Origin of the sequence: Motilimonas eburnea, assembly GCF_021295345.1 — a bacterium.
In the GTDB taxonomy this organism is placed as follows: Bacteria; Pseudomonadota; Gammaproteobacteria; order Enterobacterales; family CBDFNC01; genus Motilimonas; species Motilimonas eburnea.
This window is the reverse complement of the sequence record NZ_JAIMJB010000002.1, coordinates 270,249-294,748: the sequence shown is the minus strand read 5'-3', so window position 1 is coordinate 294,748 and position 24,500 is coordinate 270,249. Positions and strand designations below refer to the sequence as shown.

General features: G+C 44.7%; 22 protein-coding genes and 1 other RNA gene. 9 read left to right on the top strand and 14 right to left on the bottom strand.

The annotated features are described in order from the left end of the window. Positions 1–11: 11 nt before the first annotated feature. Positions 12–413: a MazG nucleotide pyrophosphohydrolase domain-containing protein gene (locus K6Y21_RS03365; protein ID WP_233070305.1), complete on the top strand. Its 402-nt coding sequence runs from the start codon at positions 12–14 to the stop codon at positions 411–413. Between the two features lie 128 nt (positions 414–541). Here K6Y21_RS03365 and K6Y21_RS03360 read toward each other — a convergent pair whose 3' ends face one another. The 6 genes from K6Y21_RS03360 to K6Y21_RS03335 all read right to left on the bottom strand — a co-directional run bounded on the left by K6Y21_RS03360 (position 542) and on the right by K6Y21_RS03335 (position 5,367). After that, on the bottom strand, positions 542–1,195 hold the full coding sequence (locus K6Y21_RS03360) for a nitroreductase family protein (RefSeq protein ID WP_233070303.1): 654 nt from the start codon (positions 1,193–1,195) through the stop codon (positions 542–544). 329 nt (positions 1,196–1,524) lie between these two features. Next, an RNA gene (gene ffs, locus K6Y21_RS03355) (signal recognition particle sRNA small type) lies at positions 1,525–1,621 on the bottom strand. Positions 1,622–1,757: 136 nt separating this feature from the next. Then, positions 1,758–2,543, bottom strand: coding sequence for a sulfite exporter TauE/SafE family protein (locus K6Y21_RS03350; protein WP_233070298.1), 786 nt, complete (start codon positions 2,541–2,543; stop codon positions 1,758–1,760). A 94-nt stretch (positions 2,544–2,637) separates the two neighbouring features. Beyond that, positions 2,638–4,053, bottom strand: coding sequence for a basic amino acid/polyamine antiporter (locus K6Y21_RS03345; protein WP_233070296.1), 1,416 nt, complete (start codon positions 4,051–4,053; stop codon positions 2,638–2,640). A 245-nt stretch (positions 4,054–4,298) separates the two neighbouring features. Then, entirely contained in the window at positions 4,299–4,490 is a 192-nt protein-coding gene (locus K6Y21_RS03340) for a CPXCG motif-containing cysteine-rich protein (protein ID WP_233070295.1), read from the bottom strand. A 13-nt stretch (positions 4,491–4,503) separates the two neighbouring features. Continuing rightward, the gene (locus K6Y21_RS03335; protein WP_233070292.1) at positions 4,504–5,367 is read right to left on the bottom strand and encodes a fructosamine kinase family protein; all 864 of its coding nucleotides are present in this window, start codon (positions 5,365–5,367) and stop codon (positions 4,504–4,506) included. Between the two features lie 179 nt (positions 5,368–5,546). Here K6Y21_RS03335 and K6Y21_RS03330 point away from each other — a divergent pair, with 179 nt between their 5' ends. Beyond that, positions 5,547–6,002, top strand: coding sequence for a tellurite resistance TerB family protein (locus tag K6Y21_RS03330; protein ID WP_233070290.1), 456 nt, complete (start codon positions 5,547–5,549; stop codon positions 6,000–6,002). A gap of 10 nt (positions 6,003–6,012) precedes the next feature. On the opposite strand, the gene mepK is transcribed toward K6Y21_RS03330, so the two are convergent. From mepK to leuB, 3 genes are all read right to left on the bottom strand, one after another. Next, entirely contained in the window at positions 6,013–6,558 is a 546-nt protein-coding gene (gene mepK / locus K6Y21_RS03325) for a peptidoglycan L,D-endopeptidase MepK (RefSeq protein ID WP_233070289.1), read from the bottom strand. A gap of 212 nt (positions 6,559–6,770) precedes the next feature. Continuing rightward, complete coding sequence (locus K6Y21_RS21365; RefSeq protein WP_233070286.1) at positions 6,771–8,387, bottom strand: L,D-transpeptidase family protein; 1,617 nt, start codon at positions 8,385–8,387, stop codon at positions 6,771–6,773. A gap of 206 nt (positions 8,388–8,593) precedes the next feature. Further along, a complete protein-coding gene (gene leuB / locus K6Y21_RS03315) occupies positions 8,594–9,700 on the bottom strand; it encodes a 3-isopropylmalate dehydrogenase (protein ID WP_233070283.1) in 1,107 nt (368 codons plus the stop codon). Between the two features lie 284 nt (positions 9,701–9,984). On the opposite strand from leuB, the gene K6Y21_RS03310 reads away from it, so the two are divergent. Then, positions 9,985–10,338 (top strand): hypothetical protein, encoded by a 354-nt coding sequence (locus K6Y21_RS03310; RefSeq protein WP_233070281.1) that lies wholly within the window; start codon positions 9,985–9,987, stop codon positions 10,336–10,338. Between the two features lie 7 nt (positions 10,339–10,345). Next, positions 10,346–10,540 (top strand): DUF4250 domain-containing protein, encoded by a 195-nt coding sequence (locus tag K6Y21_RS03305; RefSeq protein ID WP_233070280.1) that lies wholly within the window; start codon positions 10,346–10,348, stop codon positions 10,538–10,540. Positions 10,541–10,899: 359 nt separating this feature from the next. Here the strand turns inward: K6Y21_RS03305 and trxC are convergent, their stop codons facing one another. Continuing rightward, positions 10,900–11,328 carry a thioredoxin TrxC gene (trxC, locus tag K6Y21_RS03300; RefSeq protein ID WP_233070279.1) on the bottom strand — a complete coding sequence of 143 codons (429 nt, stop codon included), beginning with the start codon at positions 11,326–11,328 and terminating at the stop codon, positions 10,900–10,902. A gap of 249 nt (positions 11,329–11,577) precedes the next feature. Between trxC and K6Y21_RS03295 the strand changes: the two genes are divergently transcribed. Further along, on the top strand, positions 11,578–13,938 hold the full coding sequence (locus tag K6Y21_RS03295; protein WP_233070278.1) for an Ig-like domain-containing protein: 2,361 nt from the start codon (positions 11,578–11,580) through the stop codon (positions 13,936–13,938). 136 nt (positions 13,939–14,074) lie between these two features. Further along, positions 14,075–14,548, top strand: a complete 474-nt coding sequence (gene ybaK / locus K6Y21_RS03290) for a Cys-tRNA(Pro) deacylase (RefSeq protein ID WP_233070277.1) — start codon at positions 14,075–14,077, stop codon at positions 14,546–14,548. Between the two features lie 67 nt (positions 14,549–14,615). Here ybaK and K6Y21_RS03285 read toward each other — a convergent pair whose 3' ends face one another. From K6Y21_RS03285 to K6Y21_RS03275, 3 genes are all read right to left on the bottom strand, one after another. After that, positions 14,616–15,854, bottom strand: a complete 1,239-nt coding sequence (locus K6Y21_RS03285) for a NupC/NupG family nucleoside CNT transporter (protein ID WP_233070275.1) — start codon at positions 15,852–15,854, stop codon at positions 14,616–14,618. Positions 15,855–16,344: 490 nt separating this feature from the next. Continuing rightward, a complete protein-coding gene (locus K6Y21_RS03280; RefSeq protein WP_233070273.1) occupies positions 16,345–17,070 on the bottom strand; it encodes a LytR/AlgR family response regulator transcription factor in 726 nt (241 codons plus the stop codon). 10 nt (positions 17,071–17,080) lie between these two features. Further along, the gene (locus tag K6Y21_RS03275) at positions 17,081–17,713 is read right to left on the bottom strand and encodes a sensor histidine kinase (RefSeq protein ID WP_233070272.1); all 633 of its coding nucleotides are present in this window, start codon (positions 17,711–17,713) and stop codon (positions 17,081–17,083) included. 572 nt (positions 17,714–18,285) lie between these two features. Here K6Y21_RS03275 and K6Y21_RS03270 point away from each other — a divergent pair. From K6Y21_RS03270 to K6Y21_RS03260, 3 genes are all read left to right on the top strand, one after another. Beyond that, positions 18,286–19,335, top strand: a complete 1,050-nt coding sequence (locus K6Y21_RS03270) for an efflux RND transporter periplasmic adaptor subunit (protein ID WP_233070270.1) — start codon at positions 18,286–18,288, stop codon at positions 19,333–19,335. After that, on the top strand, positions 19,335–22,412 hold the full coding sequence (locus K6Y21_RS03265) for an efflux RND transporter permease subunit (protein ID WP_233070269.1): 3,078 nt from the start codon (positions 19,335–19,337) through the stop codon (positions 22,410–22,412). The genes K6Y21_RS03270 and K6Y21_RS03265 overlap by 1 nt, the downstream gene beginning before the upstream one ends. 85 nt (positions 22,413–22,497) lie before the next feature. Further along, complete coding sequence (locus tag K6Y21_RS03260; protein ID WP_233070268.1) at positions 22,498–23,154, top strand: DUF3313 family protein; 657 nt, start codon at positions 22,498–22,500, stop codon at positions 23,152–23,154. Between the two features lie 105 nt (positions 23,155–23,259). Here K6Y21_RS03260 and K6Y21_RS03255 read toward each other — a convergent pair whose 3' ends face one another. Beyond that, positions 23,260–24,480 carry a phosphopentomutase gene (locus tag K6Y21_RS03255; RefSeq protein ID WP_233070264.1) on the bottom strand — a complete coding sequence of 407 codons (1,221 nt, stop codon included), beginning with the start codon at positions 24,478–24,480 and terminating at the stop codon, positions 23,260–23,262. Positions 24,481–24,500: the final 20 nt, after the last annotated feature.

Genomic DNA, 24,500 nt, shown 5'->3' with positions numbered 1-24,500 from the left:
GGAACAGAATAATGCCAGACTTTGACCCATTGATTGCCCTTGTTAAGCGTAAATCCGAGTATGATAAAGACAATACTTGGTACGCTGGATCATCCACCTATTTAGCCGAGATTAAAAAAGAAGTGGATGAAGTCATCGAAGAAATTCCCAATAATCGAATATGTTATCTGGAAGAAGAGCTTGGCGATGTTCTGTGGGACTACTTGAATGCCGTGTTTGCTCTTGAAAAAGAGACAGGTGTGAAACTTGACGCGATTGTAAAAAGAGCGTGTCAGAAGTACGAAGAGCGTATTTCGGCCATTGAGCATGGCATCGATTGGGATGAGGTGAAAGCTAAGCAAAAAGTGGCTTTAGCGCAGGAGCAAGCGGCTATCAACAACGACCAACTTGGGTTAGATGATGATAATTCTTAAGCCTGCTCGTTCTGAACTGGGCTTAAGAATTAACTAACCTTGTGGGAGGCGAGCTTGCTCGGCGAATAAGGCAAATACAAGCTCACCCTAACCAAGAGTTAAATAGAGCTGAGTAACACTATGTCAGCTCAAAGGATTTTGATTACGTCTTCGGCAGCTAAACGGGATTTCGGTAGCTTGGCATTATAGTCTTCCTCTGGGTGGTGGTAACCCATGGCCAGACCCACTTCACAGACATAACCATCAAGTTCATCTTTAAAGATCTCGCTGATCATGGCGCTGTCGACGCCCTCTAAGCAGGTTGAATCTATCCCTAAACGCGCTAAGGTATGCAAGGTATTACCTAAGGCTAAATAGGTTTGCGCCTTGGTCCACGCCGCCGTATTGCCATTTTCATCTGTGTTTAAAGTAGCAAACGCAAAACTGCCAAAGGCTTTCTCTCTGTCTTCGGGTTGAGTGCGGCCATCTTTAATGCCCTTATCAACCACCTTGGCATAATCCTCACGCGTGTATTTTGGATTATGAGCAAACAACACGATATGTGATGCGGCCTTGATATGAGGTTGATTAAATTGAAATTTATTGGCAAAGGTGTCGTGCATGCGCTGTTTCGCGGCATCACTTTCAATGACGATAAACTTCCAAGGTTGAGAGTTAATAGAAGACGACGATAAGCGCATGGCTTCATAAATCACCGCTAGATCTTCTGCTGGAATGCGCTTAGTTGGATCATAACGTTTTGAGGTGTAACGTTTATTTAAATCTTCAAGAATAGGGTGCATAGTTTGTTCCGTCTTACATCAGTGTTCAAACAAGATTGGCCTTATGGCAACAGAAGGCTAAGGTTAACGCTACTTTGTCCATAGGCATGATCATCATCTTGGTGACCCTTGTCAAATAGAGTACTTAAAGAAGTGGGGTTATAAGGGCCTAAAACCGTGGTACGAGTCAGACAGGCTCCCAAAATAACTAGCCGGTTTTAGCCTGTAAGCTGCTGTGGAGCTGATGTCGTGGACAAAGGCGGTACTAGTGTATAGATTTATGCAGCTTTCTGATACGAGGGAATTGAACTTATGATTTCGAACGAAGTTTTTTGGGAGTTTGGGTGGTAACCCTAAAGCCACATCCCGGCACTTGAGTCATCCGCTGCGGTTGCTACCTTCCGGTCCTGGCCGAGTTCACGGAGTATCAATGCGAGAGGACCCTAGGGTCACCATAGATACATTGCTTTCGCAACAATGCGCATTATTGCGTATGGGCTGGCTGATTTCAATATATATTCTTACATTTTTGTTTAACCGCCTAAAGATGCGTCAATGTGTTGCAAGTTTAGGCGGTGCTGAATTAAAAAAACAAAAACTTAACAGCAACTAAGCAAAGTAATAGGGCAAATAGGCGCTTCATCAGCAGTGGCGGAAACTGATGGGCTAATTTTGCCCCTAGCTTGGCAAAGATTGCGCTGGTTAGGATGATGCCAAACCAAGCGGGTAAATAGACGTAGCCTAAGCTGTATTCGGGAAGGTTCGCGGCATCCCAGCCCGCATAAATATGGCCCAAGGTGCCAAAGATGGCGATGGGCAAGCCCAGTGCTGATGAGGTAGCGATGGCGTTGGCGATGGGGACGCTGCAATAAGAAAAGTAAGGCACGGATAACGAGCCACCACCAATGCCGAATAAAGCGGACACTGAGCCTATGATGGTTCCCACTAGGGTTTGTCCTGATTGGTTAGGTAAGCTACGCGCCGCTTTGGGCTTTAAATTGAGCGCCATTTGCAAAGCGACCAGCAAAGAGAATAAGCCTATGAGCTTTTTAAACTGCTCACCTGAAACATAATCGGCCGCAACTGCACCGAGTAACGTGCCAAAAATTATGCCTAAGCTCATGTGTTTGACAGCGGTCCAATGGATGGCCTTCAGCTTGTGGTGAGCTAACACTGAACTGGTTGAGGTGATAATAATGGTGGCGAGAGAAGTGCCGACAGCCATGTGAACTAAAATACTCGTTGGCATACCAAGTATGCCAAAAGCGAATATCAATACGGGGACGATAATAATGCCACCGCCTAAACCAAATAAGCCAGCAATGGTTCCAGCGACAGCGCCGAGCAACGGGTAGATCAAGATATCCATAATATTGGGTAAATGGAGAAAAATAACAGCTTAACATTGGTTGCAAAGGCGCAACAAGTAAAGCCGGCCTAGCGTAGACCGGCAGGGGACTGAGTTAAAGTGTGATGGTGCCAGAAACTATGCTATATAGGGCTGTGATAGCCATAATTAGCAAGAGTAAAGCAAACCCGCGCTCTGCTGTATTGGATAAAAAGGGGTGGCCTTGCTCTTTACAAGCTTGGCGGTAAACCCATATTCCCGGGGCATAAAGTAGGGCACAAAGAAGTAAGGAGTCTAAACCCGCAGCATAGACTAGCCAAATACTGTATAGGGTTGCGATAATAGCGATGGGCTTATTACCTATCGGGTTATGCTTGCTGTAGCCACTTTTGAGTGCATAAGCGGCAGCTAATAAATAGGGTAACAATACTGCCGAGGTGGCAATATACACCAGTGCTAAATACGTACTTTCCTGAACTAAGGTTAAGATCAAGAAGAGTTGCACTAACAAGGTCGACATCCACAGCGAAAACGAAGCTGAACCATGCCTGTTCTCTTGACTAAAACGTTTAGGAAATAAGCCGGATTTAGCCGCGACAAAAGGCGCTTCTGCGGACACCACGGTCCAACTCAATAGTGCGCCAGAAACCGAGATAACCAAGCCTGCGCTGACAAATTTTGCTCCCCAAGGTCCGAGGATGTGCGCGAGGATCTGGCCCATTGACGGATTATGTAACTGGGCAATTTCGGGTTGTGTCATCACTCCAAAAGTGAATAACGTAACCATGATATAAAGGCATAAGGCACATAAAAGGGCGATAATCGTTGCTTTGCCGACATCACTGCGCAATTTGGCTCGCGCCGACACGATGACAGCGCCTTCAATACCAATAAAGACCCACAGTGTTACCATCATGGATGATTTTACCTGATCTAACACGCTACCCAGCGCAGGTGTTTGTTGCCCCCAAAAGTCAAAGCTAAACTTATCCCATTCACTTGCGAGTATCACCGCCACAATAAAGACTAAGATGGGTAACAGTTTGGCGATAGTGGCAACGATATTGACGGCGGCTGCTAATTGGACACCGCGAAGCACTAAAAAGTGCATGGTCCATATTAAGACAGAGGCACCCAAAATAGCGGCTGCGGTATTACCTTGGCCAAAGAGTTGAACGTCTGCCGTGTCGGTAAAAATACTTAACGCACCGAAAAAGACCACGGCATAGGATACATTGGCTAATAGGTTACAGATCCAATAGCCCCAAGCAGAATTAAACCCCATAAAGTGACCAAAGCCCGCTTTGGCATAGTCAAATAAGCCAGCATCAAGCTCGGGGCGCTGACATGCGAGCCGATGAAAGACCAAGACTAACGCACCCATGCCGACCGCGGTAATGATCCAAGCAATTAAAACGGCACCGGCTGACGCATTGGCGGCGATATTTTGCGGTAGACTAAATATGCCTGCGCCGATCATGGTGCTGATCACCAATGCTACTAATGAGGGGAGTCCGAGTTGTTTTTGCAATGCATGCCTCTTGTTGGATAGTTTGTTAAAGCCGTCTTTCGCAAAAGATAAACCTGAGATAAACCTAAGCGTTAGTTGGATCTATTGTGAGTAGGTGCGCGAACAATATAGATAGCAAAAAGAAAGTGCAACAAAGAAATGGCCTTGTTAGAAAGATTGAATAAAAATTCTAAATTCTGTTTGTTTTATGTCAATTTGTGCCCGTATATAGCAGTAAAATCTAGAGGGATTTTCTGCGCAACAGGTCAATCGTCGCTGGAGACATTCACCTCAAGCTTATTAGTAAGCTCATTGGCATGTAATTGAATATGTATGGGGTTACAACATTGATGACAATCTTCATAAAAGTCTTGATCACCATTGCTGGCATCAAGGGTCACTTCGGTGTGATGACCGCAACTCGGGCAGGTAATCTCGGTTTGGTAAAAATTAATCATCACTACACCAGCCTTATAACATCATGATCCGTTTAACCACCATCTCGGTTTTCAGTTGATGATCACTGCCATCTTGGTTACACATGGCCAGTAAATAATATAACTGATATACCAATTCTCTGTCTGTATAGTCGTGAGCAAGGGGGAAAGCTTGCTGGTAACCTTGATAAAAACTATCAGGAAAGGATTGTAATAGGCGACTTCGGGCAATTTCAGCTTCACGATCACCCCAATACGAGGCACTATCAAAGATGACAGGCTCTGCGTGACTAAAACCTAAGTTACCTAGCCACAAGTTTCCATGTAATAAACTTGGGGTGGGTTTATGGTGTTGCAATACCTGCTGAGCTTGTTCAACAATGGAGTCGATTCGTCCAAAAGCCATGCCGTTTTCCATGGCGAGTTCCAGTTGCCAGCCGATCCGTTGTTCAGCAAAGAAACTAGACCAACGCTTAGCCCAGCGGTTGGGTTGAACCAGCGCGCTGATATAATTATCTGTATCCCAGCCAAACATTTTCTGTTCGCCAAATTGATGTAATCGAGCAATTTGTTCGCCTGTGCTAAACCAGTTGGCATGGGCATGCTGGCTAAAGTTAAAATACTCTAACACTAAGTAGCTAAATGCACGGGTGGTGCCATAACAGATAACTTGAGGGCACTGAATGGTTTGGCTTTTGGCGATTTGGTTTAAGTTATCAGCTTGGCAAACATATAAATCGACTTTGTCTAAATCATTAATTTTGACAAAATATTGTTTATTGTGGCTACTGAGTCGGTAAGTATGAGAAATGTTGCCGTTTAACAACGGCTTTCGCTCGATAGGATGAAAGTCACTGTCAATCGAATTACGAATATTATTACAAATATCAGACCACATAGGATCACCTTTAGTCGAAAAAACAGTTTATTAAATTATAGCCAAGTAAATAGGTCCTGTTGACCTTTTGACCTTGTTTTTCATTTGTCTGCGCCGAAGGTGTTACACCTTACGGTTGCTTGAGATTATCGTATTGAGTAACCTTAACTTTTGGTTTTACAGTCGGTCGGAGTAGATAAATGATAGCCGCGTTGAAAAGTTTTTTTGCTGAGTTGTCACAGCAAGATCAGCAAAAAATTGTTGATTTACCCTTAGCTGTTGCGGTTTTGTTGATGGAAGTGGCCAATGCAGATATGCACATCAGCGAAGATGAAAAAATAAAGGTCGGCCAAATGTTGGTTAAAGGGTTTGAACTCGATAATTTAAGGGCGTCAGCCTTAGTTGAGCAAGCCATTGAGTTACAACATGACTCGGTGTCAGTGCAAACCTATACACGTGTGCTAAGTGAAAAACTAATCTATGCAGACAGGGTGCGCTTTGTACGCGCAATGTGGCTGCTTGCGTACGTTGATCAGCAGCTTGATCCCTATGAAGATCATATCATCCGTAAAATTTCTGATCTGCTTTACCTTAAACACTGCGACTTTATTCAAACCAAGTTGCAAGCACAGCATACAACAAACTCAATGAGTTAAGCCAGCTGGGTTAACCCCAGCTGCGTGTTGGCCCGGTATCGATGTGAATAAAGCGACTGTATCGGCCAACGCCCCCTGAGCGCAGAGATAATGCAGCTTTATGCACTTGGCTCATAGGTACCCCCTCAATGTAAAAATCGATGGCCTGACCCGTCATATGAAAGCTTTTCTTGGCAACTTTTGAAGATTTCTTACGCAACATATTATTGGTCGCAGGAGAGCGGTATCCGCCAATGATCTTAATGGGGGCATCACCCACATTCAGTTTTAGCCGGATGGCGTTGAGTTTGTCATAGAGTCGACGATCCATCATCGTGGCTTCATCTTGTCTAAAATCTCGACAAATATGGTTTAATTGGGCTAGGCCTTCGCCAAGGTAATGTTGGCCATCAAAATACTCGGTGCGGGCTGTTTCACCCGTGTGGATACTTGATAGGGTTAATATACGTGGGCTCGGCGCCACGCTTTTACTTGCGAAAGCGGTGTTTGGCAAGATGCTTGAGGCTGCTGTCAGCCCACTCATGACTAAAAATTGTCTACGGTTTAACGAAGCCATAAATACTACTCAACTGTTATGGATGGGTAAAACGTGGAATGCAATTTAGTTGCCAAAGAGTACAACTGACTTTCTATCAAGCATGTTGATTAGAAAAGTATGAGGCGTTCCATGCCCCGCCACCATAACGATTGCACAAAAAAGGGTCAAATCAGATTTGACCCTTTTGAGTAGTTTGTGAACTATTTCACCGTCATTTTTTTATGAAAAAGCTAAAGGTTTTGCGTATTGCTTACCAAATTGCTAATAGAAATATTACTAACTGGTTGATCAAAGTCGTAAATATCTTTTCTAAAATTGACTTTACCTTGTCCGTCAACCCAAGCCGTTTGATAGATGGTGTGAACGGGCAATTTTAGCCTTAACGAAATGGCTTTGGTCTTAATTTCCCCTTCGTTACCTTGAAGGTAATCGTAATCTTTAGGGTTCTTTTTGTTCAAGGTTAATAAGGTTTGGGCAAATTTATTGGCATTTTCAACCCGCACACACCCCGAACTTAATGAACGGTTTTCTTTATTGAATAGGGATTTTCCCGGTGTATCATGCAGGTAAATCGCCATGTCATTGGGTGTATTAAACTTGTATCGCCCTAGTGCATTAAGGTTGCCTGGCGGTTGGCGCATGCGATAAGGGAAGCGTTTCGGGTTGAGGGTGTCCCAATCAATTTCTTCGGGTGGAATAACGGGGGCATTGGCACTCCAGCTGGCCAATACTTGATACCCTTTGCTCGATAAATAGCTTTGATCGCGTTTTGCTTTTGGCAAAATATCTTCACGCATGATCTTAACAGGTATATTCCAGCCTGGGTTAAATACGATGGAATCGAGACGTGTAGTGAAAATAGGGGTCTGGCGACTGGGTTTACCGACGATGACCCTGGCTTCAAAAACGCGCTCTTGTTCAACCCATACGTCCATTTCAAATGCTGGGACATTGACGACGATAATGCCTTTTTTATCCTCAGGCCATAAGGAAAGGCGAAGCATGTTTAGAGCAAGTAGCTGCTCACGCTTTTCAATATTGGCATTGAGCCAGCCTATGGTTTTAGGGCCGAGCAAGCCATCGGGGTAGAGGCCATGGCGACGCTGGAATACGCGGATATGCTCTTGTAATGTGTTAGACAGATACGTTAGGTGTTGCTCTCTCAATTGCTGCGCTTGGGTTTCATCTATATCGCCAAGCAGTAACAAGATATCGATAATTTGCTCGGCAGAATTGAGTGGATCATTATCACGTACGACTCGTACGTCTTCGTGTACCTGCGGCCAACTGACATCGGCTAGGCTTTTGAAGTGCTCTTTAACCGCTGCCATTTGTTGGTATTGACTGTAGTGAGCCTGATGTTGCTCAACAAAATCGGAGAATTGATTTTGCTGTAAGCTTTTATAAAGCGCGTAAGCTTGCTCTCTGGGTGGAAGCGTGTGCACTTTTTGTTTGCTGGATGAATTAGGTTGAAAGAACCAATCTACGCCAACTTGAGCCATTGACCCCTTATAGCGTAATACATAAAGCAATGAATTAGCGAACAAACGGCGTTGCTCTGCGGTCTCTAAAGCAAAGTCCTGTAATTCTAGCTCAAGCCAGTTTTGAGTCAGTTTATCATCAACGCGTGCTTGTCCAGCCATGGTGATTTGTTGTCTCGCGGCTGTTAAATTGCTTGCATCCTGCCAAGTAGCACGATGCATGAGCATTTGAAAGTTTTGCGCTTGTAAGCTGACACTGGATAGGTCTTGTCGGCTTGGCCATTCACTGGGAAAGCTAACACTGGGGTCGGCAAGTACGACCGGGCTGAGCAATAATGATGCGCAGGCGACGAAGAAAGGTTTCACTGTTATAACTCCAAAAAATAAAAACGGCAAAGGCCAAAGGTTGGAGAGCTTAAAATTGTATTATTGTGCCAATGGGTGTGCAACTGTGCACTTTATTTTTATATTGCACAAGTTAGAAAGTCGCAGACATTTTGTCAAATATAAATAAAAAAGCCAATAAAAAAGCGCACTTGTATAAGCGCGCTTTGTTAGATGCATGATCTGGGTTAAGCAACAGGCATTTTTGCCAACGCTTCACATACCATATCACCGAATTTTTCGGTCGTGATCAAGGTTGCTTCGCTGTCTTTAGACAGATCCGGTGTTGAGTAGCCCGCCGCAAAGACGCTTTGCATCGCTGCCCAAAGGTTCTTCGCTTCTTGCTCCATACCAAAGCTCATTTCTAGCATAAGCGCAACCGAGCCAATCATAGAGTAAGGGTTAGCAATACCTTGACCCGCAATATCGGGTGCACTGCCGTGAGATGGCTCGTAGTAAGATTTCTCAGGACCTTTACAAGCTGATGGCATTAGACCCAGTGAACCAAGAATACCGCCGCCTTGGTCACTTAAAATGTCACCAAACATGTTTTCCATTACCATCACGTCAAACTGAGCAGGGTTTAGACATAGGTAGGTCGCTGCCGCATCAACTAGGATGTTTTTCACTTCTACTTCAGGGAAGTCTTTAGCGACTTCATCGACGATTTCATTCCACAGAACAGACGATTTTAGGACGTTTGACTTGTGGATGTTGTGCAGTACTTTTTTACGCTTTTGCGCTACTTCAAAGCCTACCTTGATGATTTGACGAATCTGGTCTTCATCATATTCAAGCACTTCACGCACATAGCGTTTGCCGTTTTCGTCAATGCCGACTTCTTTATGACCGAAGTACAAACCACCAACCAATTCGCGGATGATCATGATGTCGATGCCTTCACCGATCACTTCTTGTTTAAGGGGTGAGAAGTGAGACAAGGCTTTTGGCAAGTACACTGGACGGAAATTGGCGTAAGTATTGTAACGACGACGAAGCGGAAGTAGGGCACCACGCTCAGGTTGCTCGTCTACAGGGATTTTTTTCGATTCTTCATGGCTAAGGCCGATAGTACCTTTAAGAATGGCATCCGCTTCATCACAAGCTTTGATGGTTTCTTCTGGGAATGACTTGCCCGTGGCGAAATATGCAGCAGCGCCGAAAAGCACGTCATTAAGTTCAAAAGAGACGTCTTGGTTACGCTGTTCTACCAATTTAAGTACTTTTACCGCTTCTTTCATTACCTCTGGGCCGATACCGTCACCGGCAAGTAATGCGATTTTATAGTTTTTCATTGTTTTCCTTAGCTTGCGCTACATCCTAATTTCTGGCCAGAATAATAAGGAAAAGGGCACATTATTGCAATCTGAGAGCACGATTAAACAATACTTATGCACCATATTTAAATAAGCTTGCACTGCGAATTTACCTAGAGGCTTGCCTAGAAGCCGGCTTTGAGCGTTAATTAAGTGACATAATTTGCCATTTTTGTCCGTGAAAGTGCCTTTTTTGGTCTCTGAAATAACCCCATTTGAATGGTTTACTGTTTGCTATCCCAAAGATGAAAAGGATAACAAAGATGAACCATCAATTCGGTAAAAGCTTATTACGCAAAGGATTTCAAGCCCTCTTAGTCACCTTGATCATGTTTTTTTTAACCAATATGCTCACCCCCCTTAAGGCCGCCACTTGGCAAGGCGAAACCGAACGGCAACGGGCTGCGCCAACAGACTGGCCGATAACGGCGGCGAGCGTTAACTATGCCAGCCATCCATTGGGTAACCCATTAAAAAGCCCATTACACTCCCGTGCAGGAAAAGCGCAAAGTGGGTACTTAGAGCATGTTTCTTCATCTATAGTGGTGATATTATTAGTCACATTTTGTTGCGGCGGCATTTTGTCTATCGCATGGTCATTAAAACTCACAAAATGATAATCATATGAACTTAGATAATTATTTAACAATGGATATCAATATCTTATTAAGCATAGTCAATATGAAGTTAAGAGATGAGGAAGGTGATATTGACGCTTTATGTCATCGTTACGACATGCAGCAAAGTGCGTTAGAGCAAAGGCTCAATGATGCTGGCTGGCATTACGTCGCGAAGAATAATCAATTTAAGCAGGTGTGAGTCGCTCATTGGGCGCCAAGGCAATGGCGACTCGGTTGTTGTCATGGCCTAGGCTAGGGCCTGTTGATCTTTGGAGCTTGTTTTTGCAGCGATTTGTTGGGTATTTATACAAAACAATCGTTGTGGGCAGCATCTTTGTGGCATAGTAAACTACGCGAAAAGGCGCTAACGTAGTAGAAATGACCAACAAACGCTGTCCTTTGGATTCGGCTAAAGCCCTTCGGGCGTAAGCATTCTACGCGTCGTTGAGCAGTATTTACTTAGAATGCTAAGCTACACACTACTCGCCTTGCTCAAAACGCTTTTAGACAGGGTGTCTCCCACCCGAACAAAAATTAACCACGAAAGGTCAACAGGCCCTAACTATTTTGCGCTAACCACTGATTGAATTGGCTCGGTGGCAATGCGCCGGCAAGCTGCTGTCTAATTGCTCCGCTCTGAAAAATCATTAACGTTGGAATGCTACGAATACGGTATTCACTGCTTAAGGCGGTTTGCTCTTCGGTATTAACCTTGACAAATACCACCTTTTGTCCAAATTCTGCTGCTGCAGCCTTAAATGTCGGCGCAAATTGCATACATGGGCCACACCAACTGGCCCAGAAATCCACCACCACCGTCAGGCCGCTATGGATTAAGGCATTGAAGTTATCTTGTGTTGCCTCGATAGGGGCGCCAAACAGCAAACTCTTCTTACATTTACCGCACTTGGGGTGATCCACGAGTTTTTGATTGTCAATGCGATTGTTGGCGGCGCAATGGGGGCAGCGAATAATGGTTGAAGTCATGGTTAGCTTCCTTATTTTTTTAAGCCTCATTGTACCTGATTCTAAAGGATTATTAATCAGATGAAATGGGGGGCGAATCGGCCAAAAGTGTGAGTTACATTCCCAGCTGTTGGAAAATGTGATTGTTTTGAATGTAAAAAGTTGAGTCTGATCTAATTTTGCCGGTCCCAATTGGTTAACGCGGACAAAATTGATTTATGATGAAATGGCAATAAAGGATCTTATTGTGACACTTTCAGGATGAAAATTATGAAGATGAAATTAACGGCCATCGCCTCTTTGGTGATTGGCGCTTGTGTAAGTTCACAAGCACTCGCTGCTGAGCCAATTCAATGGCAAGCAGGTAAAACAAAAGTAAGTAACGGCGATTTAGTCATTTATAAAGACAGCTGTTACGTGGCGAAAAACAACCCAGGTACGTGGGAAACCCCGACGGCCACCTCTTGGTTTTGGGATGCGGCAAGCTGTGGCACAACTCCTACCCAAGAGCCTACCGCTGAGCCAAGTGTTCCGCCTACATCAGAGCCAACCGTTGAGCCAACCGTTGAGCCAAGTCAGCCTCCAGTCGATATGATTGTTTGGGTGCCTGGTAAAACTAAGGTCAGTAATGGCGACCAAGTGACCTATAACGGCTTGTGTTTCGAAGCTAAAAACAACCCTGGCAGCTGGGAAACCCCGGTAGCGGGTGGCAACTGGTTCTGGAATGAAATTAGCTGTAGCGGTGTAACGCCGACACAAGAGCCGACTCAAGAGCCAACTCAAGAGCCAACTCAAGAGCCGACTCAAGAGCCGACTCAAGAGCCAACTCAAGAGCCGACTCAAGAGCCGACCCAAGAGCCAACTCCACCGCCATCATCAGGCGTATGTGATGAGCCTATGTACAAAGCAGGCACTGTATATGCAGCCGGTGATATCGTTCAAAACAACGAAAAAGGCTATGAGTGTGTCATCGGTGGTTGGTGTTCTTCTGACCAAGGTTTCTATTACGAGCCTGGCGTGGGCAGCGCATGGCAAGACGCTTGGGTAGAAGTTAAAGCGTGTCCTGCTGTTGTTACTGAAGTAAGCTTTACCGCCCCCGCGAAGGGCAGCGCGTACTTACAAGGTAGCTTGATTGATTTAGCGGTAAATGCGAAATCAACCGATGCTAATCGCACTATTACCAGTGTTGAATTTTTTGCCAATGGCGCATCAATTGGTGTTGATACCAATGCACCGTTCACGGCCAGCTATCAAGCCATGGACTTAGGCGATATTGCGCTTAAGGCCGTTGCTACAGACAGCAAAAACCTAACCGGTGTTGCTCTTAGCAATATCAAGGTAAGTGATCAACCTGTTGTTGTTAGCATCACCGAGCCAAGTAAAGCCAAGGTGAACACAGGTAAACCGGTGGCAGTTGAAGTCGCCGCTGAATCTATCCCTGCCACTATTACTAAGGTTGACTTCTATCAAGATGGCGCCCTAGTAGGCACAGATACCAGCTACCCATACAGCTACAACCTTGTGTTTAACACCGACGGTGATCACACAGTGAAAGTGGTCGCAACGGATAGCAAGGCGAACCAAGCCGAAGCGACTAAAACAATCAAAGCAACCAGCATTCCACCGCTAGCAGATCGCGCCGTGATTGGTTACTGGCACAACTTTGAAAACGGCAGTGGCTTCCCGCTACTTCCAGAAGTATCACCTGAATGGGATATCATCAACGTGTCGTTTGCTGAGCCAAAACGTGGCAGCGAATCTGACATGATCTTAGATATCCAAACTAAGCTAGGTCATAGTGAAGCGCAAATGAAAGCGGACATTGAATTTGTTCAAGCCCGTGGCCAAAAAGTGTTAATTTCAATTGGTGGTGCAAATGCCCATGTGAAATTGAAATCCGATGCTGAGCGTGAAGAGTTTACCACCAGCATGATCCGCATGATCGAAAACTACGGTTTCGATGGTCTGGATATCGACTTAGAAGGTGGTTCAACACTTGCGTTAGATTCTAATGATAAAGACTTCCGCAACCCAACCACAGTCACAACGGTTAATATGATCCGTGCGGTGAAAGACATTATCGCTCACTTTAATGGTGATTTGATCTTAACCATGGCACCAGAAACCCTATACGTCCAAAGCGGTTACCGTGCATATGGCCCGTTGGAAGGGGCTTACCTACCGATTATTCACGCTCTACGTGATGAGTTAACGGTTATTCACGTTCAGCTATACAACACAGGCAGTATCAATGCGCTGGATGGACAAGCTTACGGTCAAGGTACACCCGACTTTATCGTCGCCATGACAGAAATGATGCTAGCTGGCTTTAAGGTTGGCGACCACTTCTTCCCGGGCCTACGTCCTGATCAAGTGGCTATAGGTCTACCTTCTATCCCTGCAGCAGCACCTTCCGGCGGTTACGTCAGTGTGGCTGATACGCAAAAAGCCATGGATTACCTGATTTCAGGTAAGAGCTTTGGCGGTAAATACGTACTGCAAAACCCTGAAGGTTACAACAACCTACGTGGTGTGATGACATGGTCAATTAACTGGGACCGCACTCAAGGCAGTAAGTTTGTTAATGGACATGCAAGCTACTTTGACACGTTACCGCCAGTAACAAAATAATCCTAAGTTAACGTATTAATCATTCAAGCCCCACTCAGTTGGGGCTTTTTTTTGCTTAACAATTCAAATCCGCTACTTTTCTCCAACCGCCAGTCTTGCTATAACAAGAAAAAGTTCAACAAATACAGAGAACAGCATGACACCGGCAGTTAACTTGTTGCATAAGAAAAAGATCCCATTTGAGTTGCTCGAATATGAACACGACAAATCCAATCAGGACTTTGGTAAAGAAGCCGCCGATAAACTAGGTTTAGCGCCAGAAGCTGTGTTTAAAACCTTACTGGCCTGTGATGCCAGCGACAAACATAAAATGGTGGTTGCGATTGTGCCTGTTTCAGGCATGTTAGATCTTAAAGCGCTGGCCAAGGCCGCTAAGCTGAAAAAAATGGTGATGGCACAGCCAGCAGATGCGGAGCGCGTAACAGGCTATATCGTAGGCGGCATTAGCCCCATAGGGCAAAAGAAGCGTTTGCCGACATTTGTCGACAGTTCGGCCCAGCAGTTTGAGCAGATTTATGTTAGCGGGGGCCGAAGAGGGCTAGACATTGGGCTAAGCTATCAAGCCTTAAACCAAGCTACCGGTGCGGTGTTAGCTGACATAAAGGGTTAATTTTAGCAGGCATAAAAAAACCGGCCTTTAGGGCCGGTTCGTTGTAGTTTATCTTGCTAAGTTGAAATTATAGCGCAATAAAGAAGCCAGCTAGTGCAGCACTCATTAAGTTAGCTAATGAAGCCGCCGCTACTGCTTTCATACCTAAGCGAGCGATGTCATGACGACGTGTTGGTGCCATCGTACCTAGACCACCCAGTAGGATAGCCACTGACGCCAGGTTAGCGAAACCACATAGCGCAAAGGTCACGATAACTTGAGTGTTCATTGATAGCGTGTCGCGTACGCCAACGAAGTCGATGTAAGCAACGAATTCGTTTAGGATCAGTTTTTGACCGATGAAGCTACCAGCTTGTACTGCTTCTGCCCATGGCACACCGATTAACCAAGCAACAGGTGCGAACACGTAACCTAGGATTAATTGGATAGTGAAGTTTTCAGCGCCGAATAGACCACCGATGTAACCGACCATGTTGTTCATCAGTGCGATTAGACCGATGAAGGCAAGTAACATAGCACCTACGTTAAGCGCCAGTTGTAGACCAGAAGAAGCACCTGACGCTGCAGCATCAATCACGTTAGCATTTTCTTTGTCTTGTTCAGCAATGGCTGAGTCCATGTCTACCACTTGGTCAACTTCAGGCTTGATCATTTTCGCCATTAATAGACCACCTGGCGCCGCCATGAATGATGCAGCGATAAGGTATTTTAGCTCTACGCCAAGGCCAGCGTAACCTGCTAGTACAGAGCCTGCCACACTCGCTAGACCACCTACCATGATGGCAAATAGCTCAGACTGAGTCATCTTTGGAATGTAGGGGCGAACAACGAGAGGAGCTTCAGTTTGACCTACGAAGATGTTTGCCGTTGCAGACATGGCTTCTGGGCGGCTGATGCGTAGCACTTTGTGTAGTGCACCACCGATTAGCTTGATGATCCATTGCATTACGCCAAGGTAGTAAAGTACCGCAATCAATGAAGAGAAGAAGATAATGATAGGAAGTACACGGAACGCGAATACGAAGCCGCCACCGCCAAATACTTCAAACATCTTACCGCTCACTAGGCCACCGAATAGAAAGTCGATACCGGCTTGTGCGCTATCAATGATAGCTTGTACTGCACCAGAAATGCTTTCTAGTACATCTTTACCAAATGGGACATACAGTACAAATGCACCAAGACCCGCTTGAATCGCAAACGCCCCAAAAATAGTGCGGTAATTGATTGCTTTTTTGTTATCACTTAAAAGATAGGCAATGAAGAGCAGTGCACCTATCCCTATAAGACTCATTATTGCTGCCATATTAGTTCCTTTTTATATCGTTAATCTATGTGCTGCCAAACTGGCGGGTCTACGTTTAATCTTAATATTAGCCGTTTACTAGTTTTCTTCACTGTAAGGTAGCTATCCAATACATAAAATAGCTAGCAAAACATGTTTAGCCGAGGGATATCCCCTCTCTAAAAACTCCAGTGAAATATGCCTGAAATACAAGCACAGATTTCTTTTATGCTTCACACTTTTGAGGCTGATGGCGGGAATTTGTTTTGATATTTACCAAAGGTGTTGCTTGGGGAACTAGGTAGATATTCATTCAATCGGTTTATAAAGGAAAGTGTAACCTGACCAGCCTCATTAAAACATTCACTATATAGGTAAGCCGATGTTGGTGAACAATGCAGCATAAACCATCTCTTGCGTATGGTTTATGCTTCATCAGGCGTTTTTGAAGTTTCTACTGCCAACACAGATAAGTTAGGGAGCAATCGCAGAATGCTATAGTTAAATCCCGTTAATTATCAAAATATTGATTGATCAAAGCCACTTTCGCTCTAGCAACGGGGATGCTTTTGGTTACATCCATTAATGAGAGCAAGGTATTTCGAGATTCACGGTGAACGCGTATTACAAGGTTCAAGTTAACGATATAACTACGATGGACTCTCACTAATTTATTTGAAGCAAAATCGGCTTCAAAACTTGCCATAGTCGCTTCGGTGACTATGGTTTTTAGTTGAAATTTTTCCGCGGCTAGCGGGGTTAGGTTAACCTGCTGGTAGCGTCCGATACTTTCGATAAAACTGATATCTTTATCAGCCAACCTGTAGGTTGTTTTACCGTCAAAAATCAATATTTCGGAGGCAATTTCAGCGCTTACTTGAGAAGATAATTGCTCAATTTTTTCAAGACAACGCTCAATTCTAATTGGTCTCACGGGCTTTAATAGATAATCGATGACTTTGGTTTCAAAAGCGCTTAAAGCGTATTCGGCATAAGCCGTGACATAGATGAGGTGATACGGAATATGTTCAGTTGCTTTGGCAACCATTAAACCGTCCAATCCAGGCATCTCAATATCCATAAATACGATGTCGGGTGTCAGTTCACAGATGGCATCAATACCTTGTTGTGGATCCTGATAGCAACCTATCACTTCTAGCTGTTCAAACGCATTTAAACTGCGCTGCAAAGCTTTAGTCGCGGCGGGCTCGTCATCAATTAACAAAACTCGATACACAGGGACCTCCTTAAAAATCAGGACGAATAGTGATGACAGCCGAGGTAACTTGATTGGCAAAGCTTATTGAAAAGTTGGCGTTGTCGTATTCTAAACCCAAGGTTTCGCTGATATTGCCATGGCCACTGCCTGCTTCAAACTGAGGTATGGCGCTTTCAGACCAAGTGTTGTTCACTAAAATTGAGAGCACACCATCGACATAACGTGTTTTTACTTCGAGGTAAATCTTGTTTATGGTCTTGCTAAGCGCATGTTTTATGACGTTTTCTACCAGTGGCAAAATTAACATCGGGGGGATTTGAAGCGATTGGCTAGCCCGATCAATATCCATCTTGACATCTAATCGCTCGGTAAAGCGAGCCTTTTGGATTGCCAAGTAGTGCTCGATCAACGCCACCTCATCATGGAGTGAGATACGTTTTTTATCCGCAACTGCGATGGTCCCCCGAAGTAGATCACTAAGTTCAAAGATAAGCTCCTGAGCTAACTCTGGACGCTCGGGAATTTCACTGTGGAGTAGGTTTAGGGTATTAAACAAGAAATGTGGATTTGTTTGAATTCGTAACAAAGAAATCTCAGATTGTTTTAACGACATTTCCAACTCTAGTGCTTTTTCTTTCAGCTGCCAACTGTGAATAACCATCGTATAAACAGCTACTTGAAGTAGCATGTTGAGATAGATGAGGAATTTTAGACGAAATATCTGAAACACGGTTACGCTATCGAATGTTTGAGGTAGCGTGAAGCTGTAAGATGCGATAGCAATGGCTAATGAAACCAACCCTAAGTTGATCATCACCTGATAGATCAGCCTATATCGAAAAATTGCGTTATTGTTTGCTTCAATTAACCTACGGAAAAACCAGAATAATGCGCAAATTGTAAATATTGTCGCAAGTACACGAAGGGCATAGGTCGGGGCCCGAGGGTTATCCAATACGAACATGACATAATAAAGGGCTGTGTACACAATAATAGAGTTAACTAAAGGCCACACGACGAGTAAGAGCAGATCTTGTCGAGTAAGGGACAGCTTCGGTATCAGTGACTTCAAAATAGGCTCTCGATGATTTAAGTGTTTCGCATTATATGTGAAGCAATGCCATCTGTTGACCCAATCATGACCTAAATTGTGCCAAACGTACGCTTTCTTGTATCTAACTTCAATGAACTCATTACCATGGCGAGAAATTAGCGTTGTTATGGTTGGTAGAAATGAAAGTGTCACGCAGTTTTAAAAAAGAAATCATGGTCTTAATGTGGGTACTCCCGCTTGTGGGGTGTGAAAAAGCAGCAGTTTCTCAAGATATTACTGCACCAATTAAACCGGTTAAAACCCTCATAGTGAACCATAAACAATACCAAATTAGGCATTTCACTGGGGTGATAGAAGCCAATAAGACCATTGACATGAACTTCAGAATTCAAGGAGAGCTCACCGACCTACCTATTAAGTCTGGACAACACGTTGAAAAGGGACAGCTTTTAGCTCAGCTCGATGATCACCAGCAGCGGATCAACAAAAAATCGCGTGGCGCCGCTTTAAAGCAAGCCAAAGCGGAATATCAGCGAGGCCTAAAACTTAACCTTAAAAATGTCATCAGTGAGTCAAATTTAGAACTGTTAGAATCTCAGTATATTTCAGCCCAAGCCGCTTATGAACAAAGTTTAGAAGATCTTGAATATACATCATTAATCGCGCCATTTAACGGTGTGGTAAGCCAACGACATGTCGATAACTTTACCAAAGTGACCGCTTCGACCAAGGTTCTCACCTTACAAGATGTACAACAATACAGAATCACCATTACGGTACCCCAATCTCAGTTTGTTAGGCTGCAATCTGCAAGGGATGTGAAGCTGAGTGCGAACATTGAAGGTATCTCGAAACCCTTACAGCTCGAAATTGATGAACTTAGTATTAGCCAACAAAGTAGCCAACAGCTCCAAGTATCGCTAGTGATGCAGCCTCCGTTAGGGCACAGGTTATTTACAGGGACAACGGTTAAAGTCACGGCCGAAGCAGTTGGCATGGCCCAAACTGTGGTACTACCGAGTCATACCGTGCTGAGTCATGGTCAAGGGCATTATGTATTTATCGTTGATCCTGAGACAAATGTGCTTAAACAACGTGCCGTGACCGTGGCAGGTATGAGTGAGCAAGGCATTACCATTTCCAATGGGCTATTAGAGGGGGAACGAGTGGTTGTCGCTGGTGTCAGCCAAGTTAGAGAAGGGCAGCAAGTAAGCGTTGAGGATAAATAATGTCGATGACCTCTTTTTCGCTGAATAACAGTCGCATCACACTATTTCTTATTGCTGTGCTCACCTTTTTGGGCATTCAGGCGTTTAATACTATTCCTGAAGCCTATGACCCAGGTTTTACGATACGAAGTGCACAGGTGATAACCCAGTTTCCTGGTGCTAGCCCAAAGCGAGTTGAGGAGCTGGTCTCTGACCCACTGGAAAAAGCCGTGTTAGAGCTAGCAGAGTTAGATTATGTGAAAAGCCAATCAAAAAATGGCGTTTCGATACTCACTGTGGCCATTAAAGATGAATATTCAGAGCTTCAACCTATCTGGGATAAGTTACGCCGGAAAATTGAACGGGCTGCGATACAACTGCCTGAAGGGGTGGGGACTCCTGTTGTCAATGATGAATTTGGTGATGTGTTTGGCATTGTACTGGCTATTCATGGTGAAGGTTTTTCTTATCGAGAGTTAAAGCAAACCGCTGAAGATCTTCGTAGTGGTCTGTTTTTACTTGATGACGTAGCTAAAGTGGATCTGCATGGCGTGCAACAAGAGCAAATCAAGCTTAAATTCGACGCCAATGCTTTAGCGACTTATGAGCTCACACCAAATCAGCTCGCGGATATGTTAGCAAAGCAAAATATTGTATTGAGTGGGGGCAACGTCGCCTTTGGTCAAGAGCGTCTGCCGCTTGAGCCATCGGGCAACTACGTCACACCTGAAGAGATAAATGGCACCTTAGTGACTCTGCCCAATAGTGGTAAAACCGTGCGTTTAGATACACTTGTCACCATAGAATCAGGTTATGAATTCCCCGTTAACAATCCCGTATCATTTTCCGGAACACCGTCGGTTAATGTTGCTATTGCGATGGTTGAAGGGGGAAACAATGTTCGATTAGGCGACCAAGTTAACGACTATATTGACGCGTTTTCTCGCACGCTGCCGCTTGGGCTTGAGATTAGTAAAGTTTATTTTGCGCCTATAGAAGTCGAAGAAAAAGTAAATCAGTTTGTATTAAGTTTAGTGCAGTCGATGCTTGTGGTTGGCTTGGTCATGTTCATCTTTTTAGGTTGGAGAACAGGCTTAATTGTGTCTCTATTAATCCCCATCAGTATGTTGACCACGATTTTAGTCATGTCGAAGATAGGATTAGGCTTAGATCAAATCTCGCTGGCGGCACTTATCATTGCATTAGGTATGTTGGTCGACAATGGTATCGTGATGTCAGAAAACATCTTAGTTAGGTTCAACCAAGGTGTAGATAAAGTGACGGCAGCCATTGACAGCGCCAATGAGCTTAAATTTCCTCTTCTGACGTCATCATTAACAACTTCTGCGGCCTTTCTGCCCATTTATTTAGCGCAATCGAATATGGGGGAATACACTGGCGCGCTGTTTGTGGTGGTCTCTATTACACTATTGGCTTCGTGGGTATTAAGCTTGGTATTGATCCCTTTGCTTTGTGTTTTGTTATTAAAGCAGACTGAGCCAGTTACGCTTACTCGGTTCACTTGGTATGCCAATATACTCAAGTGGGTGATTCGTTATCGTTGGTTAACTATGGGCACCATGGCAATCGTGACCCTAATCGGCTTCCAAGCTATGAAGCTCATTCCTACTATTTTCTTCCCACCGTCTGAACGTAATTTTTTTAAAATGGAAGTAACGTTACCAATGGGCACCTCCATTGAGCATAGCCAAGAAGTTGTTGCTGATATAGAGCAGTTCTTATCTACCTTGAGCAGTCGTGAGTCTGATGATGCTGAACGTCAAATTACGACGCTAGCACCGACGAATCAAGGCATAAATAGCTGGTCTGTGTATGTCGGCTATAGCGGACCTCGTTACATTTTGCCGCACTCATCGCGAACGTCGAGCCCTGAATATTCATTTTGGATTATCAATACACATGATTATCGTGACAACCCAGAATTGATGCAGCGTATCGAGGCTTATGTTTATGAGCATCATCCAGACGCTATCGCAACCACAAGGCTAATTGAAAACGGGGCAGCCATTTTGAACCCTGTTGAAATTCGAATTAATGGCGTGAACCAAGAAAAGGTGTTGGAGATTACTCAAGGGGTGAAAGCAAAACTGGCGAGCATCGCGGGCTTAAAGGACATGACGGATGATTGGGGACAAAAAACCAAAACCGTCCGCGTCATTATTGATCAGCAAAAAGCAGCATTAGCAGGGGTGAGTAACCGAGATATTGCACTTAGCCTACAGTCTTCGTTAGTAGGGAAAAACTTGAGTGAGTTTCGCGACGGCATTGTCAATATTCCGATTGTTCTGACTCATGTGGATCGTGAAAAATTAAATATCGAACACATTCTCGCGCTCCCCATCTATACACCTACGGCAAGCATAGCGCTCTCGCAAATTGCAGATGTTGATATCGTTTGGCAAAACGCCAAGATCTATCGTCGCAACAGCTACAAAACGGTCACCATAGGTGCACAACTTGAGCCTGGCTATACAGCAAATGAAGGACTCAATGCCATCTTGCCTTGGTTAGAAGCAGAGTCTAAGACATGGCCTAGCAATACCTTTTTTGAAATAGGCGGCGAGTTTGAAAAATCTAAACAATCCTCTGGCAGTATTAGCGAAAATATCCCCTTAGCATTATTTGCCATTATTGCTTTGTTGATAGCACAGTTTAACTCATTTAGAAAACCCCTCATTGTTCTTACCGCGATCCCAATTTCATTTATTGGGGTTGTAGTTGGCTTATTAGTCGGCAATAGCTTTTTCGGATTTATGACCTTGCTGGGGGTGATATCGCTCGCTGGGATCGTTATCAATAATGCGATTGTCTTTTTAGAGCAAGTTGATATCGAGCTGGGCTCTAGTCAGTGTGCTGTTAAGGCACTGATTTCAGCTGGTGAGCGACGGATGAAACCCATTTTGCTCACCGCGTTAACGACCGTACTAGGCATGATCCCGCTGCTTCTCACTGGCGGCGCTATGTGGCAAACCATGGCGATTGCAATTATTGCAGGGTTAATCTTCTCCACATTATTGACGCTGATATTGGTCCCTGTGCTGTATAGCATTTTCTACCGCGTCGAGGTTAGAGATTAGCGCCATAGACATAAATCATATTGGGGGCATAACCAAGATGCCCTCACAACCCGCTACCATACTAAATTAAACTAGGAAATATGAAATGAGAAAACTAATACTGTTAGGATTAACTTCTATGCTGGTTGCATGCAGTGCTTTACCAGAGCGCTCGCAGCACAACGATTACCATTATCAGGTCAATAGTAACTCTGATTCATGGCGGTACGTTTGGCTACCCGACGCGTATTCAGAGCCAGCCTTATTAAAAAAGAAGTTCGCGACGTATCAGAGCTTTTATATCGCGCCAACCCAGTTGGCAGTGCAAGAATCCGAGTTTACCGAAGCGGAGCTCAGAGAGTTTGCCAACTTCTTAGAGTCTGAGGCTCAAAAAAAGTTAGGTGCTTACAAAACCCCCGTATCCGCTCCCCAAGTTAATGGCCTTAATGTGCAGTTTGCACTTGTGAATGTTGAAACGCCAAATTCTATATTGGCTGTAACCAGTACAGTGCTTCCGGTTGGGCTCGCTATTTCATTCGCCTCTCTGCTTGCCACCGGGGAGCACACCAATGTGACAACGGCAAGGATCGAAGTATTGATCTCCGATGGGGAAACAGGAGAGCCACTGTTCGCCGCTATTGATCCTACAGCTGGTGATAAAAGTTTGGATAACATCATAGATCCAGAACAAGAAATTAAAAAAATACTCAAAGTATGGGTAGACAAGCTAGGGCATACGCTAGAGCAACTGCCCAAGTCATGAATTTGGTTACTATAAAATAGACAAAAAAAAGCCAGTCAATGGACAGACTGGCAAAAGGGGAAGTAACACAAAGGAAAAGGATTGGAGTCTATATCAATTGGCTAATTACAGCTTATTTACACCGTAATCCATGGCGCTTAAGCCAAAATAACTGGCTAACGTTTGGCCTATGTCGGCAAAGGTTTCACTTTTGCCCAAAAAGCCGGGTTTCACTTTTTCGCCGTAGATCAAAACTGGGATATGTTCTCGAGTATGATCTGTGCCTTGCCACGTTGGGTCACAGCCATGATCGGCCGTGATAATCAAAATGTCGTCGGCTTGCATGGCACGGATAATTTCTGGCAAACGGCTGTCGAAATACTCTAACGCTTGGGCGTAACCCGCCACGTCGCGGCGATGGCCGTAAGCCGAATCAAAATCAACTAAGTTGGTGAAAACAATGCTGTTGGCAGGTGCCGTGGCCATCTCTGCTAGGGTGGCATCTAATAACGGACCTATGCCGGTTGCCTTGGTTTTCTTGGTAATGCCGCAGTGAGCATAGATATCGGCAATTTTACCGACCGAAATCACTTCACCTTTACCTTCATCTACCAGCTTATCCAACACGGTTGGCGCAGGTGGCTCAAGGGAGTAATCACGGCGGTTACCGGTGCGGGCAAATTTACCTGCACCTTCACCAATAAACGGACGCGCAATGACGCGGCCTATGTTGTAAGGCTCAAGCTCTTCACGAACGATTAAACAAAGCTCAAGTAAACGATCAAGACCAAAGGTTTCTTCATGACAAGCAATCTGAAATACTGAGTCTGCCGAGGTATAAAATATTGGCTTGCCGCTTTGCATATGCTCTTCGCCAAAATCATCCAGCACTTGGGTACCCGAGGCATGGCAATTAGCCAAATACCCCGGCAGGTTAGCGCGCTCGACGATTTTCTCTAATAGCTCGGTTGGAAAGCTGTTTTTCTTTTGCTCAAAATAGCCCCAATCGAATAGCACTGGCACACCGGCAATTTCCCAATGGCCCGATGGCGTGTCTTTACCTGTCGATAACTCGGCAGCGTAACCATAAGCGCCGATGATATTGGCTGATTCGCTGCAGCCCGCTGGCAACTTACCGGTCGATTCTTTAGCGGCTAGGCCAAGACCTAACTGCTCCAAATGAGGAAGTTTGATAGCGCCGCTGCGCTCTGCAGTATCGCAAAGGCCCGCCGCACATTGCTGTGCAATATGACCAAATGTATCGCTACCTTGGTCACCAAATTTTTCAGCATCAGCGCTGGCACCGATACCAAATGAATCGGCGACTAAAATAATGGCTCTTTTCATGGTTATTACCTCGTTATGCG